The organism is Proteiniphilum sp. UBA1028 (assembly GCF_002316955.1).
Taxonomy (GTDB): Bacteria; Bacteroidota; Bacteroidia; order Bacteroidales; family Dysgonomonadaceae; genus Proteiniphilum.
In genome coordinates, this window is sequence record NZ_DCEN01000062.1 from 37,571 (window position 1) to 52,823 (window position 15,253).

Here is a 15,253-nt window from a genome sequence, read left to right on the forward strand (position 1 = left end):
CAATCATACAATCATACAATCATGATAAATAATACAAGTAACACTAAATTAATATTTTTATGAAAACTGATATTCAAATTGCAAGAGAAACACCACTGAAAAGAATTAAAGATGTAGCCGAAAATATCGGGATACCTCGCGATGAGGTAATCAACTTTGGGAGACATATGGCAAAAGTGCCCGTAAGCCTTATCAATCAACAGAAGATAGATGAAAGCAACCTTATTCTTGTGACAGCCATCACCCCCACAAAAGCGGGTGTCGGAAAAACAACAGTATCCATAGGACTTGCACTGGGATTGAACAAGATTGGAAAAAAGGCGATCGTTGCATTGCGGGAACCATCGCTGGGGCCGGTTTTTGGAATGAAGGGCGGTGCTGCCGGAGGCGGTTTTGCACAGGTACTGCCAATGGAGAACATCAACCTTCACTTCACAGGAGATTTTCATGCCGTTACCACAGCACATAATACCATCTCGGCACTGTTGGATAACTATATATACCGGGTACTCGACAGTGGTAATGAGATCAGGGATGCACTTTGGAAGCGTGTACTGGATGTGAACGACCGCAGCCTTAGATATATTGTTACCGGATTGGGGCCGGGTAATGGTGTACCAATGGAATCGGGGTTTGATATAACAGCTGCTTCTGAACTGATGGCTATCCTTTGTCTTGCTGAAGATGAGGACGACCTGCGACGGCGTATAGAAAATATACTGTTGGGATATAAAAGGAGTGGAGAGCCTTTTACAGTGAAAGATCTGGGAGTGGCCGGAGCCATCACCGTGCTGATGAAAGACGCCATAAACCCCAACCTGGTGCAGACCACTGAAAATACAGCCGCTTTCGTTCACGGAGGGCCATTTGCCAATATAGCTCATGGTTGCAATTCGGTTCTGGCAACAAAAATGGCAATGTCGTATGGCGACTACGTTATTACAGAGGCAGGTTTTGGAGCAGACCTGGGAGCAGAGAAATTTTTTAATATTAAATGCCGTAAGAGTGGGCTGCGTCCCAAGCTGACTGTTATTGTGGTAACGGCGCAGGGACTGAAGATGCATGGCGGCACACCTGAGAAAATGATTAAAGAACCCGATATGGCGGGACTGAAAAAGGGACTTGAGAATCTGGAAAAACATCTCTGCAACCTTGACAGTTTCGGACAGTCGGTCGTAGTGGCATTTAACAAATATGCTTTCGACACTCCCAGTGAAATTGATACTGTGCAGAAATTCTGTGAAGAGAGAGGTGTGCCGTTTGCAGTTAATGAGGCGTTTACCAATGGTGGCGCCGGAGCCGTTGATCTGGCGAACACTGTGGTCGATGCTATCGAGAACAGGCCATCGAAAGAACTAAGGTTTACCTATGATGAAGATGATGATATTGAGACCAAACTTACAAAAGTGGCTACACTGATTTATGGAGCACGTGATGTTGTCCTTGGTGAGAAGGCTCTTAAAAAACTGAAACTTATACAAGGAACACCACTTGAAAAAATGCCTGTATGTGTGGCCAAGACTCAATACTCTTTCTCTGCAGACCCGCGATGGTATGGCGTGGCGAAGGATTTCAGGTTCAAAATTAATGATCTGGTAATAAATCAGGGTTCGGAGTTTATTGTAGCCATTGCAGGAGAGATGATGCGCATGCCCGGCCTTCCTGCAGACCCGCAGGCAAAACGTATTGACATAATCAACGGAGAGGTCGAGGGGTTGAGTTAAACCCACATCAGGCCACTTATTCCATTTTATTTCCTGTTCAACTCTTCAATATCACAGTATGTGAAGCTTAGCTAAACCCTCATCAGGTCACTCATGATGCCGTCAGAGATGAAAATGCCTTCGCGAGTAAGCTTCAGGGTGTGATTTTCTGCTGTAAGCAGTTTCATGTCGATAAACTTTTGTGCATTTCCTATACAGTAGTGATGGAGCTCATTGCCGAAATTGCACTTGAGAACTTCCAGATCTATGCCCCACATAGTCCTTAATCCTGTGATAATAAACTCGTTGTACTTTTCAATCAAGCTCAGGTGCTCTGTATCCCTCTCCGGAGATCCGGCAGATACACCTTTGATATAGCGATCAAGAGAGGCTATGTTCCGTGTACGGTTATCGCCATCGTATGAGTGTGCCGAAGGCCCTAGCCCCAGGTACTTCACACCCTTCCAGTAAGAGGAGTTATGCTGTGAAAAATAACCCTCCTTGCCGAAGGCTGATATCTCATAATGAATAAAGCCTTGCGATATAAGCATGTCAATAAGCAATGCAAACATTGCTGTACTTGCATCTTCGTCCACCGGTTTTATTTTTCCCGCTTTAAGCAGGGAATAGATACGGGTTCTCTCTTCGTAAATAAGGTGGTAAGCCGATATATGCTCAATATTTAGGCCTATAGCCTGTTTCAGATTATTTTCCCAGATCTTCATGGTTTGTCCCGGCAATCCATACATCAGATCAATACTTATATTGGCGAATCCCTGCTGCTGGCATCTTTTCACCGATTCCGCGGCCTGTTCGGCTGAATGCCTGCGGCTCAGGAATTTCAGCTCGTCGTTGTTGAAACTCTGTATGCCTATACTTATCCGGTTAACAGGAAGTTGAGCTAGCATGCTTATATATTCGTCCGTAAGGTCGTCGGGATTTGCTTCAACGGTTATCTCAGCTGCCGGATTAACTTCAAAACAACCGAACAGTATTTCGAAAATCTGTTCAAAATGCTTCCTATCCAGTCGAGATGGCGTTCCACCGCCAAAATAAATTGTTTGCACCGGTTCGGTAACCTCAGCCTTTCTAATCTCTGCCTCCCTGCACAACGCTTCAAGAAACGCATTCTTCTGCGATTCGTTGGTCCCGGAATAAAAATCGCAGTATATACACCGCGTTTTACAAAAAGGAATATGAAGATATATACCGGCCACTTCTTTGCTATTCTGTGAGCTGCTTATATGCTTTCAGGTATTTCTGCAGGCGTGCCAGTTCGTGATAGGGGACCTCGTTCCAGCGGCGGATATCCATGTTGTCTGTCAGATCGTTCAGCTTAACGCGCCTGGCTATGGGGTTGTTCATTACACGATGAATATAATCATCGTACTCTTCGTTATCTCTGCATGTCATGGCATCAATGCCATCAACAATCTCATCAGAAAAACCTTCCTCCCTCAGTTTCTCCAGCGTCCATGAGGTGTCTTCCACCACATCGTGAAGCACACCCACGATCTTCTCCTGAAGCGTATGCCCTGCATTCATTACACGAAAAGGGTGTCCAATATACGGCTGTCCGTTATGCGTATCCAGCTGGCCTTCATGAGCTGATATCGCAATCTCGACAGCTTGGTTAAGCTGTTCTTTCAGGTTCATTGCTTTTGTAAAATTTCACGCACCAGCAACGGTTCATCCGTCGTTATAAAATCAACTTTCAGATCTATGACCTTCTGTATGTCTTCCGGTTTGTTCACGGTCCACACGTTCACTTTTTGACCCATGTCATGAGCTGCCTTCACCCACTGGGGACGTTTATACAGTATATTATAGTGATAATCTAATCCGTTTAAACCCATCGTGTGGAGCACATCGGGAGAGATATCGCCGTTGAGGTAATAAACATGAGCCTGAGGTTCAAGCCTCCTTACCTGTTGAACAAAATTTATTCCGAACGAGATATATTCAACTCTGTCCTGTAATCCACGTTTACGTACCATCTCAATCACTTTCTGTGCCAAAAGGTCTTCCCTCTCTTTTAATCTGTGCGTTTTAAACTCAATTATTAATTTTGTATGCTTGCATTCTGCGAATGCATCGAGGTACTCTTCAACCGTTGGCAGTATCTCGCCGTTGGAGAGCTTCACCTGCCTCAATGTGGCCAAAGGCGTATCCTGTATAATCATTTTTTCATTGTTCAGGGTAACTGTGGCATCGTGATTCACTACCGGTACACCATCAGAAGAGATCCAGAAATCCACTTCTGATCCGTAAACACGAATTGAATCGGCCTTCATCAGTGCAGTAATGGAGTTTTGCGCGGACCCGTCTGTTTTCCAGTATCCTCGGTGCGCGATGATCTGTTGAGCCTGTACTGCTGTCAAAGCAGTAAACGACAGCAGCAGTGTCAAAATAAGTGAATTTAGTTTCATTTTACATTTGTTTGCCGTGAATAATTTTCTAAAAGTACAATTATTCTTTCAAATTTAACAGCTATTACATTAAAATAAAAGTGAATAATGGTTAACGGATGAGGCCGTTCGAAAACGGCCTCATTATGCTGATCTTATATTAAAAAGTTCAGTTAATTGTCACATATATGATCAATTACAAGCTCTCGCCGAAGTCCTCTTTAAACTTGGCGATTAGCTTCTGTGGCCAGTCGTTAACCGGTTCAAGGCCTCCCATGAAGAAACGAAGCACAGGCGGTTCATACACGAACCGGAGGCCGCCAATCAGGCTTCTGTTTTCATATAGCCACTTCATGCGATCCTCAACATATTTAATCTGAGAAAGGGTAAATACGCGACGGGGAACAGCCAGTCGCAACAGCTCCATGTCGGCATATGTCTCGTTACCATATTCGTCCCGCTGGTTTGAGATTGTGCCGCGCTCCATACCTCGAATTCCCGAAATAAGAAACAGTGCTGCAGCAAGTGCACCGGCGGGGTACTCTTTTTGCGGTATATGCTCGCACACCTTCATCGCATCCACGTGGGCTCCCAATACTCCGGCGGGTTTCACCACGGGAACTCCGTGTGCATCGAGCGCATTCACCAAGTAGGCGATAAAGTCGGGACTTTGACTAATCATCGTTTCGTCGAGTGTCTCGTATAATCCTACAGCCATCGCCTCTATTTCACGTACCGATATACCTCCGTAGGTAAGAAATCCCTCGAATAGGGGTACAAGTGCTTCCAGTTCACGGTATATATCGGAGTTATTTGTACAGATTCCTCCTCCACGGGAAGAACTCAGCTTACGGGCCGAGAAATATACAATATCTGCCAGGCCGGTCATAATCTGTATCACTTCACCCATAGAACTATCTTTAAACTCTTCTTCACGTTGGATTACCAGGTAAGCATTCTCGCCAAGCAGGCTTGCATCGAGAACAAGCCTGATGTCGTATTTGTCTGCAATAGCCCTTACATCCCTCAGGTTCTGTACCGAAAAGGGTTGTCCCCCAATAAGGTTGGTGGATGCTTCCATTCTGATAAACGGGATATTCTTGGCACCGTGCACCTTGATCACATCTTCCAGTTTTTCAATATTCATATTCCCTTTAAAAGGGTGAGAAGAGTTGATCACATAGGCTTCGTCATACAATAACTCTGCAATCTTTCCTCCATACTGGGTGATGTGTGCCATGGCGGTGGTAAAATGGTAGTTCATAGGTACCAGACTGCCTTTTCTCACGTAGGCGTTGGATAGAATATTTTCGGCGGCACGTCCCTGATGTACCGGCAGATAATATTTTTTACCCAATACCTCCTCCACTGCTTTTTGCAGCCGGAAAAAACTCTGAGAACCTGCATAAGCATCATCGGCCTGCATCATTGCCCCCATCTGGTTGTCACTCATGGCGTTGGTGCCGCTGTCTGTAAGCATGTCAAGGAATACATCTTTTGTGCTTAGCCTGAAAGTGTTGAATCCCCCTTCCTTTAAGGCTTCCAGTCTCCTTTCAATAGGCACCAGATGTAACTTTTGCACCACTCGCACCTTGTGTAGTTCCAAAGGGATGTTCTCCCCAAAATAAAATTTAATCTCGTTCATGACTCAGTTTGTCTGTATTGTCTTATTGTTAATATTGTTTCGTAGTATTCTGAAAATTGATGTTAATATTGGGCAATATCCGATAAATGTAAATTTTAAATTGCAAATATAAAACAAATAAACCGAAATGGATAACAATCATATTTATAAATATGCAACTTTTTTGTTAAGTGATGAATAGGTGGCAATTTCAGTTACACTATTCATTTGCAATTGTAACATAAGGGAAAGCTTAATGAATTATTAAAAAGAAATAAATACTCAGTAATGAAAACCTTTAACGAAAAATTCCTATATTTGCGGGTATAATATTTTGCAATCACCATTGACTAACTTTTAATAAATAACAAATCATGGATAAACCCTATGTAATAGGTATAGACGTAGGTGGTACCAACACCGTTGTCGGCATTGTAGATAAAAGGGGACAGATCTTAATGAACGGGAGTATTAAAACTGCCAAACATTCTGAGGTCGAGAACTATCTTGACGAGCTTACTGTTCTTATTAACGACATTATTAATGAGACAGCCACCAAAGACCAGATTAAGGGAATTGGGGCAGGTACTCCTAACGGCAACTATTTTACCGGGAGTATAGAGTTTGCACCCAATCTCCCATGGAAAGGAGTAATTCCTTTTGCTCAAATGCTGGAAGACAGGATAGGCATACCGGTAGCTCTTACAAATGATGCCAATGCCGCAGCTATAGGCGAAATGACCTATGGAGCTGCCCGGGGAATGAAAGATTTTATTGTGATAACTCTCGGAACCGGTGTCGGGAGCGGTATAGTGGTTAACGGACAGCTGGTTTACGGGCACGACGGTTTTGCAGGAGAGCTTGGACATGTTATCGTTCGCCGTAACAACGGCCGTCTTTGCGGTTGTGGCCGATCAGGGTGTCTCGAAGCTTACACTTCTGCCACAGGAATGGCGCGTACAGCACGTGAATATCTTGAGATGAGGCCCGATGTGCCAACCCGTCTCCGTAATATTCCACCCGAAGACATCACATCAAAAGATGTGTTTGACGCAGCAATTGCAGGTGACAATATGGCTAAAGAAATATTTAATTTCACTGGAGAGATGCTGGGCGAGGCTTTTGCCGATTTTGTGGCATTCTCCAGCCCGGAAGCGATAATTCTGTTTGGTGGACTTTCCAAAGCAGGCGACCTTATCATGAACCCTATACGTGAAAGTATGGAGAAAAACCTTCTTGCCATCTTCAGGAATAAGGTTAAATTAATGTTTTCCGATCTCAAAGAAAGCGATGCAGCCGTTCTAGGTGCCAGCGCTTTGGGTTGGGAAGTGAGATAAGGTTTTCCGTTTTTAGGAAGAAAGAGCTTACATACGGGAGTGTCGCGTGATGTGACACTCCCGTATAATTTTTAAAAGGAATGTTGCTGATCTAATTCAACTTCGGGGAAATTGTTATGCACACCCGAATCAATATTAACAGTGCTGTTGCTGTCTGTTTGCGTTGTTAGTTTTTCAGCAGCAACTAATAGTGTGTTATTTAACATTTTGGCAGGTTAAAATTCTAATCAGTTTAACCAGGGAGTCCGGTGCGGACAACTGTTACCGAAATGGGGCCGAGTTAAACTACTAATCAGCTTAACCAGGGAGGCCTGTACCGGTATAATATTTTGTAAATCATTAGCCTGAGACAAGGTGTCAATTCAGTTAAAATAAAAAATTACATGATAAGATCACGCTATGATCAGATACGCGGTATTTTTTTCATAAATGTTGTTACATTACTCCTTTTTGCATTCAACACTCCTTTAATCGCACAAAAAGTAAGAATTGGAGTTATTTCCGACCTGCACTACAGCCATCCGTCACTGATTGTTGAAAGGGGAAAAGCTCTGGATGACTATCTCAACGGAGACAGGAAAATGATTCTTGAGAGTGATGCCATACTTAAGCAGGCTGTGCAATATCTTCTGTCAGAAAACCCCGATATTGTTCTTATACCGGGAGATTTGACAAAGGATGGGGAACTGGCAAGCCACCTCGGGGTGGCAGAGCTGCTCAGTCCCTTACGTGAAAAAGGGATAAAGGTGCTGGTCGTTCCAGGAAATCATGATATAAACAACCCCAACGCTGTAAGTTTTCGTGGCGATACAGTCAGCAAGGAAGCGACAATCTCGGCTGATGATTTTGCAGCAATTTATAAAGATTATGGTTACGGCAGAGCTGTCAGTCGCGATGAGCACTCTTTGAGCTACGTAAGTGAGCCGGTAAATGGATTAAGAGTTTTGTGCATTGACGCATGCAGGTACTACGACAACAGATTCATTGCCAAAGGTGATGAAGACGACTACTGTATTACTCACGGCGCCATTAAGCCCGAAACTATGGCATGGCTGCGTACCGAGATGCAGGTCGCTCAATTACTTGGTAAGCAGGTGCTTGTAATGATACATCACAATGTTGTGGAACACTTTGCACATCAGGGATACTTTGCTGCGCCCTATATGGTGGATAACTTCAAAGATGTGCAGAAGAAATTTATTGAATATGGAATAAACATATTGTTCACGGGACACTTTCACTCATCAGATATTTCAATGGTTGAAAGTCCCGACGGCAACATTTTGTACGAAGTGGAAACCGGATCTGTAGTTACATATCCTTGTCCCTACAGGATTGTAGAGAAGAATGGGGACTCGCTTCATATTGAAACAAAACATATTGAAGGGATTAACTATCCTCTTCCCGATGGAACAGATTTTAAGTCTCATGCCCTTATGTCGGTTGAGCGCGGGCTCAGAGAGGTGTTAACCGGGTTTGTAAACGAATATCACCACTCTTTTGCCGGTTATCTGCCGGGGTGGACAAGATCATTCATTACCATCCCCGATGCAACGGCATTGACCGGTATGATAATGTCTAACCTGTCTGAACCGGGGATTGAGATGATTCTTGCACATTACTGCGGCAACGAAGATCAGCTGGAAGATGCAGCAGAGAAGGAGGAGGAAATGCTTAACGGGCTTAATGATTTTATATCTGCTTTTGCAAAGGAATCGGCTGGCAGACTCGCCGGAATAACGGAGAGGTTTATTCAACGCTCACAGGTTGTAAGAAATGCAAAAGAGACCATCTCAAGTATCTGGAACGATAATGTTGAAGGCCAAAACGGGGAAAGGCAAAATTACAAATACGGAAAAGCTGATGACCTTCAGCTGACAATAAAACTTAAACCCGCGACCGAAGGCCTTACAAAAGAATATTCACCCTGCTCTTCTTCAGATAATATTTTCAAGAATAAAAAGAGATAACTCTGCAGCTTATTCCGGCAGGTCCAAAAAGAAATAAAAGGACTGCTAATAAGTTTTTCCTGCATTGAGACTAGAGTGAATCCCGAGGGAGCCCTATTTTCTCATATTTTCACAAAACTAATGTCTCAAATCTCGGGAAAGAGAGAGAGATTTTATTACCTTTGTACTCATTTCAAAAATAACGTGTCAATAAGGCAGAAAATGTCAAAAACAATTCAAACAGCTCTCATCTCTGTATATCATAAAGAGGGATTGGAAGAGATACTTCAGCAACTAAACAATTTACGGATCAAGTTTATATCAACCGGCGGAACGCAGGAATTTATCCAATCATTGGGTTATGAATGTAAAACTGTGGAAGATGTAAGCGGATACCCCTCTATACTGGGCGGAAGAGTAAAAACCCTGCATCCTAAAATTTTTGGAGGCATACTCTACCGGCGCGATAATGAATCAGACAGGAAACAGGTGAAATCTTATGACATACCTTCAATCGACCTGGTGATAGTTGACCTCTATCCATTCAAGGAAACGGTTGCAGCGGGAGGCTCTGAGGAAGAGATAATTGAGAAGATCGATATAGGAGGGATCTCACTTATACGCGGTGCAGCAAAAAACTACAAGGACGTTCTCATCGTAGCATCAAAACATCAATATAAACCGCTGCTTAACCTGCTGAAAGAGAAAAATGGAGTTACAGATTGTGAAGACCGGCGACGGTTTGCTGGAGAAGCATTCAAAGTATCTTCAGAATACGATTCGGCAATTTTTAACTATTTCGACAGAGGGAACCACTCTGCGCTGCGTATAACCCAAGACGATGCAATGCAGCTCCGTTACGGGGAAAACCCGCATCAGCAGGGATATTTTTATGGCGACTTTGATGAGATCTTCGAACAGTTGCATGGCAAGGAGATATCATATAACAATCTACTCGATATAGATGCTGCTATCTCCCTGATTTCCGATTTCAACGAAACTGCATTAGCCATACTTAAACATAACAATGCCTGCGGCATGGCTTGCCGGCCAACCGTAAAGGAGGCATGGAAGGCAGCTTTGGCTGCCGACCCGGTTTCCGCTTTTGGAGGTGTTGTAGTGACCAACAGGCAGGTCGATAAAGAGGCTGCGGAAGCTATCAATGAGATATTCTTTGAAGTTATCATAGCACCTGGATATGATAAAGATGCACTGGATATTTTGTTTCAAAAGAAAAATCGTATAATTTTGGTGCTTAAATCGGCAGAGAAAGCTGCTCAGAAAATGCAATACCGCTCAGTACTCAATGGGGCGCTGGTGCAGGAAAAAGATACAATTGTGCAGACTGCTGACAATTTGGAGGTGATGACTGAAACGGCTCCTTCCGCAAAAGAGGCTGACGATCTGCTGTTTGCCAATATTCTGGTAAAACATACTAAATCCAACGCTATTGTCCTGGCAAAGGATAAACAGCTTATTGCCAGCGGTACCGGGCAGACATCAAGGGTTGACGCTCTGAAACAGGCTATCGAGAAAGCCGGCACGTTTCATTTCGATCTGCATGGGGCGGTAATGTCAAGCGATGCTTTCTTCCCATTTCCCGACTGTGTGGAGATAGCACACAAGGCTGGTATCACAGCCGTTATCCAGCCCGGAGGATCAATTCGTGATGCAGAGTCAGTGGCATACTGCAATAAAAATGGCATTTCAATGGTCAAGACCGGGATCAGACATTTCAAGCATTAATAAAGAGATTAAACAATACAGCTGCAACCAATAGCTTAAACAGATATATTATGGGTTTATTTTCATTTACACAGGAGCTGGCAATGGATTTGGGAACGGCCAATTCTGTTATTGTGAACAACGCGGGAAAGATTTTACTTGACGAACCCTCCATTGTAGCACTGGATCGCAAAACCGACAAAATGATTGCATTGGGTGAAAAAGCGAGACAGATGCATGGTAAGACACATGAAAATATTCGTACGGTAAGGCCCCTGCGTGACGGAGTAATTGCTGACTTTGACGCTGCTGAACAGATGATAAGGGGTATGATAAAGATGGCAAATAAAAATAAAGGTTGGCTCTTTAATCCCTCGCTTCGGGTGGTTATCTGTATCCCTTCCGGAAGCACAGAGGTGGAGATACGTGCCGTTCGCGACTCGGCCGAACATGCCGGAGGACGCGATGTGTACATGATTTTTGAGCCGATGGCAGCTGCACTGGGTATCGGGCTCGATGTAGAAGCTCCCGAAGGAAACATGATTGTTGATATAGGCGGGGGAACAACCGAGATAGCTGTCATCTCGCTTGGAGGTATAGTTTCCAATAAATCCATAAAGATTGCAGGTGACGATTTTACCGAAGATATACAGGATTATATGGGACGCCAGCACAACATTAAAGTTGGCGACCGCACTGCGGAACAGATCAAGATAAATGTAGGCTCAGTACTTACCGAACTTGATAATCCACCGGAAGATTTTATCGTTCACGGGCCAAACAGAATGACATCACTGCCAATGGATGTGCCTGTCTCCTATCAGGAGGTAGCACACTGCATTGAGAAGTCTGTATCGAAAGTTGACTCAGCCGTTCTCAGTGCACTTGAACAGACTCCCCCGGAACTGTATGCTGATATCGTTCGCAATGGTATCTACCTTACAGGTGGTGGTTCGCTGCTGAGGGGATTGGATAGAAGACTTACCGAAAAAATCGGTATCCAATTCAGGGTGGTGGACGACCCTCTTCACATGGTGGCAAAGGGTACAAGCATTGCGCTGAGGAATATTGATAAATTCTCTTTTTTAATGCGTTAATCCACGATGGACTATAGCTTTAAGCTATTGGACACATATTTATATACAATGGTCTGGTATGCATGCGTAATCTCTTTAACTTCATCATTAAAAATAGTCACCGGCTGGTTGCAATCCTCCTGATTGCATTCAGCTTTTATCTCGTTTTTACGCATAATTCTTACCAGCGGAGTGTATATCTAACCTCTGCCAACAGCATCTCCGGTTGGTGCTTCACCGCTTCTTCAAATCTAACTTCGTTCTTTCATCTAAAAAAGAGCAATCAGCTTTTGCTGGCACGCAACGCGGGGCTGGAGTATGAAATATATACCCTAAAAAGGAATATAAACAGAATGGTGAGTAATGGCCTTACAGAGGTTAACGCTTTCATCAGCGATAGTATAGCTCCGTCTCAGTTTGACTTTATTCCAGCCGAGGTGGTGAACCTCAGCTTTTCGGGGGTCAATAACTTTATTACGCTGAACAAGGGCACCGCACACGGTATCAAACCCGATATGGGTGTTATCTCGCAGAGTGGCGTGGTAGGTGTTGTTTCCAATGTTTCACGGAATTTTTCGGTTGTTATACCTGTCATAAATCCTAAATTCCGCCTTAGTGCAAAAATGAAGAACTCCGAAAATTATGGTTCCATCTCATGGGATGGAAAGAATGTTCGACATGCTCAACTCCGTGAGTTACCCAAACATGAGATTTACCGGGAAGGAGATACAGTGCTGACAAGTTTTTCACGAATATTTCCGAAAAATCTTATCATCGGCTTCGTGAGTAGTATAGGCGAATCGGGAGACGACAACTTCAACGTGCTCAATATTAGGCTGGCAACCAATTTCTATACATTGCAAGATGTGCTTGTAATAAACGATTTGTATCACGAGGAGCAGAAAGCTCTCGAAGAAACATTATTACAATAAGCTATATAAAAACATTTCTGCAATAGCAACTTGACAGATACAACGAGCTGGGGAGTTATCACCGCTCTCAAAGATACATTTTTACAAAAGAACCCTGCATGATTCTATAACTTATGAAAGTTAGGACGATATATGAAATAGTACTGTTTGTTATGCTTATCCTTTTACAGGTTCTCCTGTTGAACAGGATAAGCCTGTTTGGCATAACTACACCGGTTTTATATATTTACTTCCTATTGAAACTTCCAATGGGCAGAAACAAATTCTTTGTTATTATATCAGGTTTCCTGTTAGGGCTGATTATCGATATTTTTCTTAATACCCCCGGTATAAATGCTGCAGCAACCACCATCGTCGCAGCTTTCAGAAAAAATATCATGGATCTCTTTTTTGAGAAAGAGGAATACGACGAGTTTGTTCCCGGCATCTACACTACTGCAGGGCCTTTCATACGATTTACCGTCTTCATGGTACTACTGCACCTTTCACTCATCTTCCTTATTGAGTCGTTTACACTCTTTAATTTAGCAGGAACGCTGCTTCGGATACTCTCATCATCGGTGGCATCAATACTGCTCATTATTGCTTTGGATAGTTTAATGTTTAGGAAAAGGCCTGGTGAACAATCTTAACCCTCTGTCAAAACGTCGCTATACTATTGCCGCTGTGGTGGTGATAATAGCGCTGATATATCTGGGACAACTGTTCATCCTGCAGTTGCTTAGCCCGAAGTACCGTGAATATGCCGAAAGCAACGCCTTCCTTCGAAGGGAGCTTTATCCTGCCAGGGGAGCCATTTACGATCGAAACGGCAAGTTACTTGTGTACAACAAACCTACATATGATGTGATGATGGTTGTACGTGAAATGAAGCAGTTCGATACTCTTGATTTCTGCAATACGTTGAATATCAATATAGACCGCTTTCATTCTATGGATGCTGAGATGCGAGATCGACGAAAGAACCCCGGATACTCATCATATACACCACAGCTTTTCATGTCGCAGCTCGATTTGGAGGAGTACGGCCTGCTGCAGGAGAAACTGTACAAATTCCCAGGTGTCTATATCCAGAGCCGTACGGAGCGACAATATAACTACCCCAATATGGGACTTATCCTTGGCTATATAGCAGAGGTGGATAAAAATAAAATGGCCGCCGATCCCTATTACGTTAGAGGCGACTATGTAGGGAAGTCGGGAATTGAGCTGTCGCACGAAGAGGATCTGCGGGGCGAAAAGGGTGTGGAGATACTGCTTCGCGATGCACACGGAAGGGTCCAGGGACACTATGAGGGCGGCAAGTACGACAAAGCGGCACGGTCGGGAAAGGACCTTACACTGGCTATTGATCTGGAACTGCAAGCTTACGGTGAGCAGCTGATGCATAACAAAGTGGGCAGTATAGTGATGATTGAGCCCAAAACAGGTGAGGTACTCTGCATGGTTTCGGCACCTACATATGACCCAATTCTCTTGACAGGAAAAAGCTTCAGCGCCAACTACCGGCAGCTGGAAAATAATCCGTTTAAGCCGCTTTTCAACAGAGCCATTGCGGGGACCTACCCGCCGGGTTCAACGTTCAAGCCTACTCAGGGGCTTATCTTTTTGGAAGAGGGTATTATCAACACCGAGACCCGTTATTCATGCTTCGGAGGCTACCCGCCTTTGGGAGGGCGCCCCGGATGTCACGGACATGCCTCGCCTCTGTCTGTCCAGTATGCTCTCACTACCTCCTGCAACTCTTTCTTTTGCTACGGATTGAACGGTATGCTTAGCAACAGGGCGAAATACGCAAACGTACAGTCGGCCTTCGATGTATGGCGCGATCATATGGTGGATATGGGGTTCGGATACCCTCTGGGAATCGATCTGCCTTCGGAAAAGAGAGGATTTATTCCGAACAGCAAATTCTATTCAAAGGTGTTTAAAACAGAACGCTGGAACGCGCACAATATCATCTCTATCGCTATAGGACAGGGTGAGATACTTGCCACGCCATTGCAGATAGCCAATTTCGGAGCAATGATTGCCAACAGAGGCTATTTTTATACACCACACGTAGTAAAGCAACGGAAAGGAGCTGTGCTGGAACCGGCATACACTACCAGGCACGATTCAGGTATAAGCAGGGCACATTTTGAAGTTACGGTAGAGGGGATGGCGGATGCGGTGACCAAAGGTACCTGCAGGGGTATCTACCTTGAACCTCTTGTGGAGGTCTGTGGCAAAACCGGTACAGCTGAAAACCCTCATGGCGACGACCACTCACTCTTCATGGGTTTTGCTCCCAAGGATGATCCTCAGGTAGCAATAGCGGTGGTAGTTGAGAACGGACGATTTGGTGCAACCAACGCTGTACCGGTAGCGAGGTTGATGTTGCAGAAGTTTTTCCGGGGCGAAATTCCCGAAAGCGACAAATGGCTTGAGACATCAATTATTAACCGTGAAATCTTGCCATATGTATATACAAGAAGTCTGCCTTCAGGCAACAGATAA

General features: G+C 44.2%; 12 protein-coding genes. 8 read left to right on the forward strand and 4 right to left on the reverse strand.

All coding sequences use genetic code 11. From position 1 onward, the window contains the following. Window positions 1-59 precede the first annotated feature (59 nt). A complete protein-coding gene (locus B3Z75_RS10905) occupies window positions 60-1,724 on the forward strand; it encodes a formate--tetrahydrofolate ligase (RefSeq protein WP_238865752.1) in 1,665 nt (554 codons plus the stop codon). 71 nt (window positions 1,725-1,795) lie between these two features. Here the strand turns inward: B3Z75_RS10905 and hemW are convergent, their stop codons facing one another. From hemW to B3Z75_RS10925, 4 genes are all read right to left on the reverse strand, one after another. Further along, the gene (gene hemW / locus B3Z75_RS10910; protein WP_238865753.1) at window positions 1,796-2,920 is read right to left on the reverse strand and encodes a radical SAM family heme chaperone HemW; all 1,125 of its coding nucleotides are present in this window, start codon (window positions 2,918-2,920) and stop codon (window positions 1,796-1,798) included. A 7-nt stretch (window positions 2,921-2,927) separates the two neighbouring features. Further along, the gene (locus B3Z75_RS10915) at window positions 2,928-3,359 is read right to left on the reverse strand and encodes a phosphohydrolase (protein WP_238865755.1); all 432 of its coding nucleotides are present in this window, start codon (window positions 3,357-3,359) and stop codon (window positions 2,928-2,930) included. Further along, window positions 3,356-4,132: a glycerophosphodiester phosphodiesterase gene (locus tag B3Z75_RS10920; protein ID WP_238865757.1), complete on the reverse strand. Its 777-nt coding sequence runs from the start codon at window positions 4,130-4,132 to the stop codon at window positions 3,356-3,358. Before B3Z75_RS10920 ends, B3Z75_RS10915 begins: the two co-directional genes overlap by 4 nt. A gap of 175 nt (window positions 4,133-4,307) precedes the next feature. Then, window positions 4,308-5,756, reverse strand: coding sequence for a tryptophanase (locus B3Z75_RS10925; RefSeq protein ID WP_238865759.1), 1,449 nt, complete (start codon window positions 5,754-5,756; stop codon window positions 4,308-4,310). A gap of 353 nt (window positions 5,757-6,109) precedes the next feature. On the opposite strand from B3Z75_RS10925, the gene B3Z75_RS10930 reads away from it, so the two are divergent. The 7 genes from B3Z75_RS10930 (at window position 6,110) to mrdA (ending at window position 15,253) form a co-directional block, all read left to right on the forward strand. Then, entirely contained in the window at window positions 6,110-7,072 is a 963-nt protein-coding gene (locus tag B3Z75_RS10930) for an ROK family protein (protein WP_238865761.1), read from the forward strand. Window positions 7,073-7,455: 383 nt separating this feature from the next. Next, a complete protein-coding gene (locus tag B3Z75_RS10935) occupies window positions 7,456-9,042 on the forward strand; it encodes a metallophosphoesterase family protein (protein ID WP_238865762.1) in 1,587 nt (528 codons plus the stop codon). Window positions 9,043-9,243: 201 nt separating this feature from the next. Beyond that, window positions 9,244-10,767: a bifunctional phosphoribosylaminoimidazolecarboxamide formyltransferase/IMP cyclohydrolase gene (purH, locus tag B3Z75_RS10940; protein WP_286844585.1), complete on the forward strand. Its 1,524-nt coding sequence runs from the start codon at window positions 9,244-9,246 to the stop codon at window positions 10,765-10,767. Window positions 10,768-10,817: 50 nt separating this feature from the next. Beyond that, complete coding sequence (locus B3Z75_RS10945) at window positions 10,818-11,843, forward strand: rod shape-determining protein (RefSeq protein WP_238865765.1); 1,026 nt, start codon at window positions 10,818-10,820, stop codon at window positions 11,841-11,843. 62 nt (window positions 11,844-11,905) lie between these two features. After that, window positions 11,906-12,754 carry a rod shape-determining protein MreC gene (mreC, locus tag B3Z75_RS10950; protein ID WP_294071511.1) on the forward strand — a complete coding sequence of 283 codons (849 nt, stop codon included), beginning with the start codon at window positions 11,906-11,908 and terminating at the stop codon, window positions 12,752-12,754. Between the two features lie 113 nt (window positions 12,755-12,867). Beyond that, entirely contained in the window at window positions 12,868-13,386 is a 519-nt protein-coding gene (gene mreD, locus B3Z75_RS10955; protein ID WP_238865769.1) for a rod shape-determining protein MreD, read from the forward strand. Then, the gene (gene mrdA, locus B3Z75_RS10960; protein ID WP_238869444.1) at window positions 13,370-15,253 is read left to right on the forward strand and encodes a penicillin-binding protein 2; all 1,884 of its coding nucleotides are present in this window, start codon (window positions 13,370-13,372) and stop codon (window positions 15,251-15,253) included. Before mreD ends, mrdA begins: the two co-directional genes overlap by 17 nt.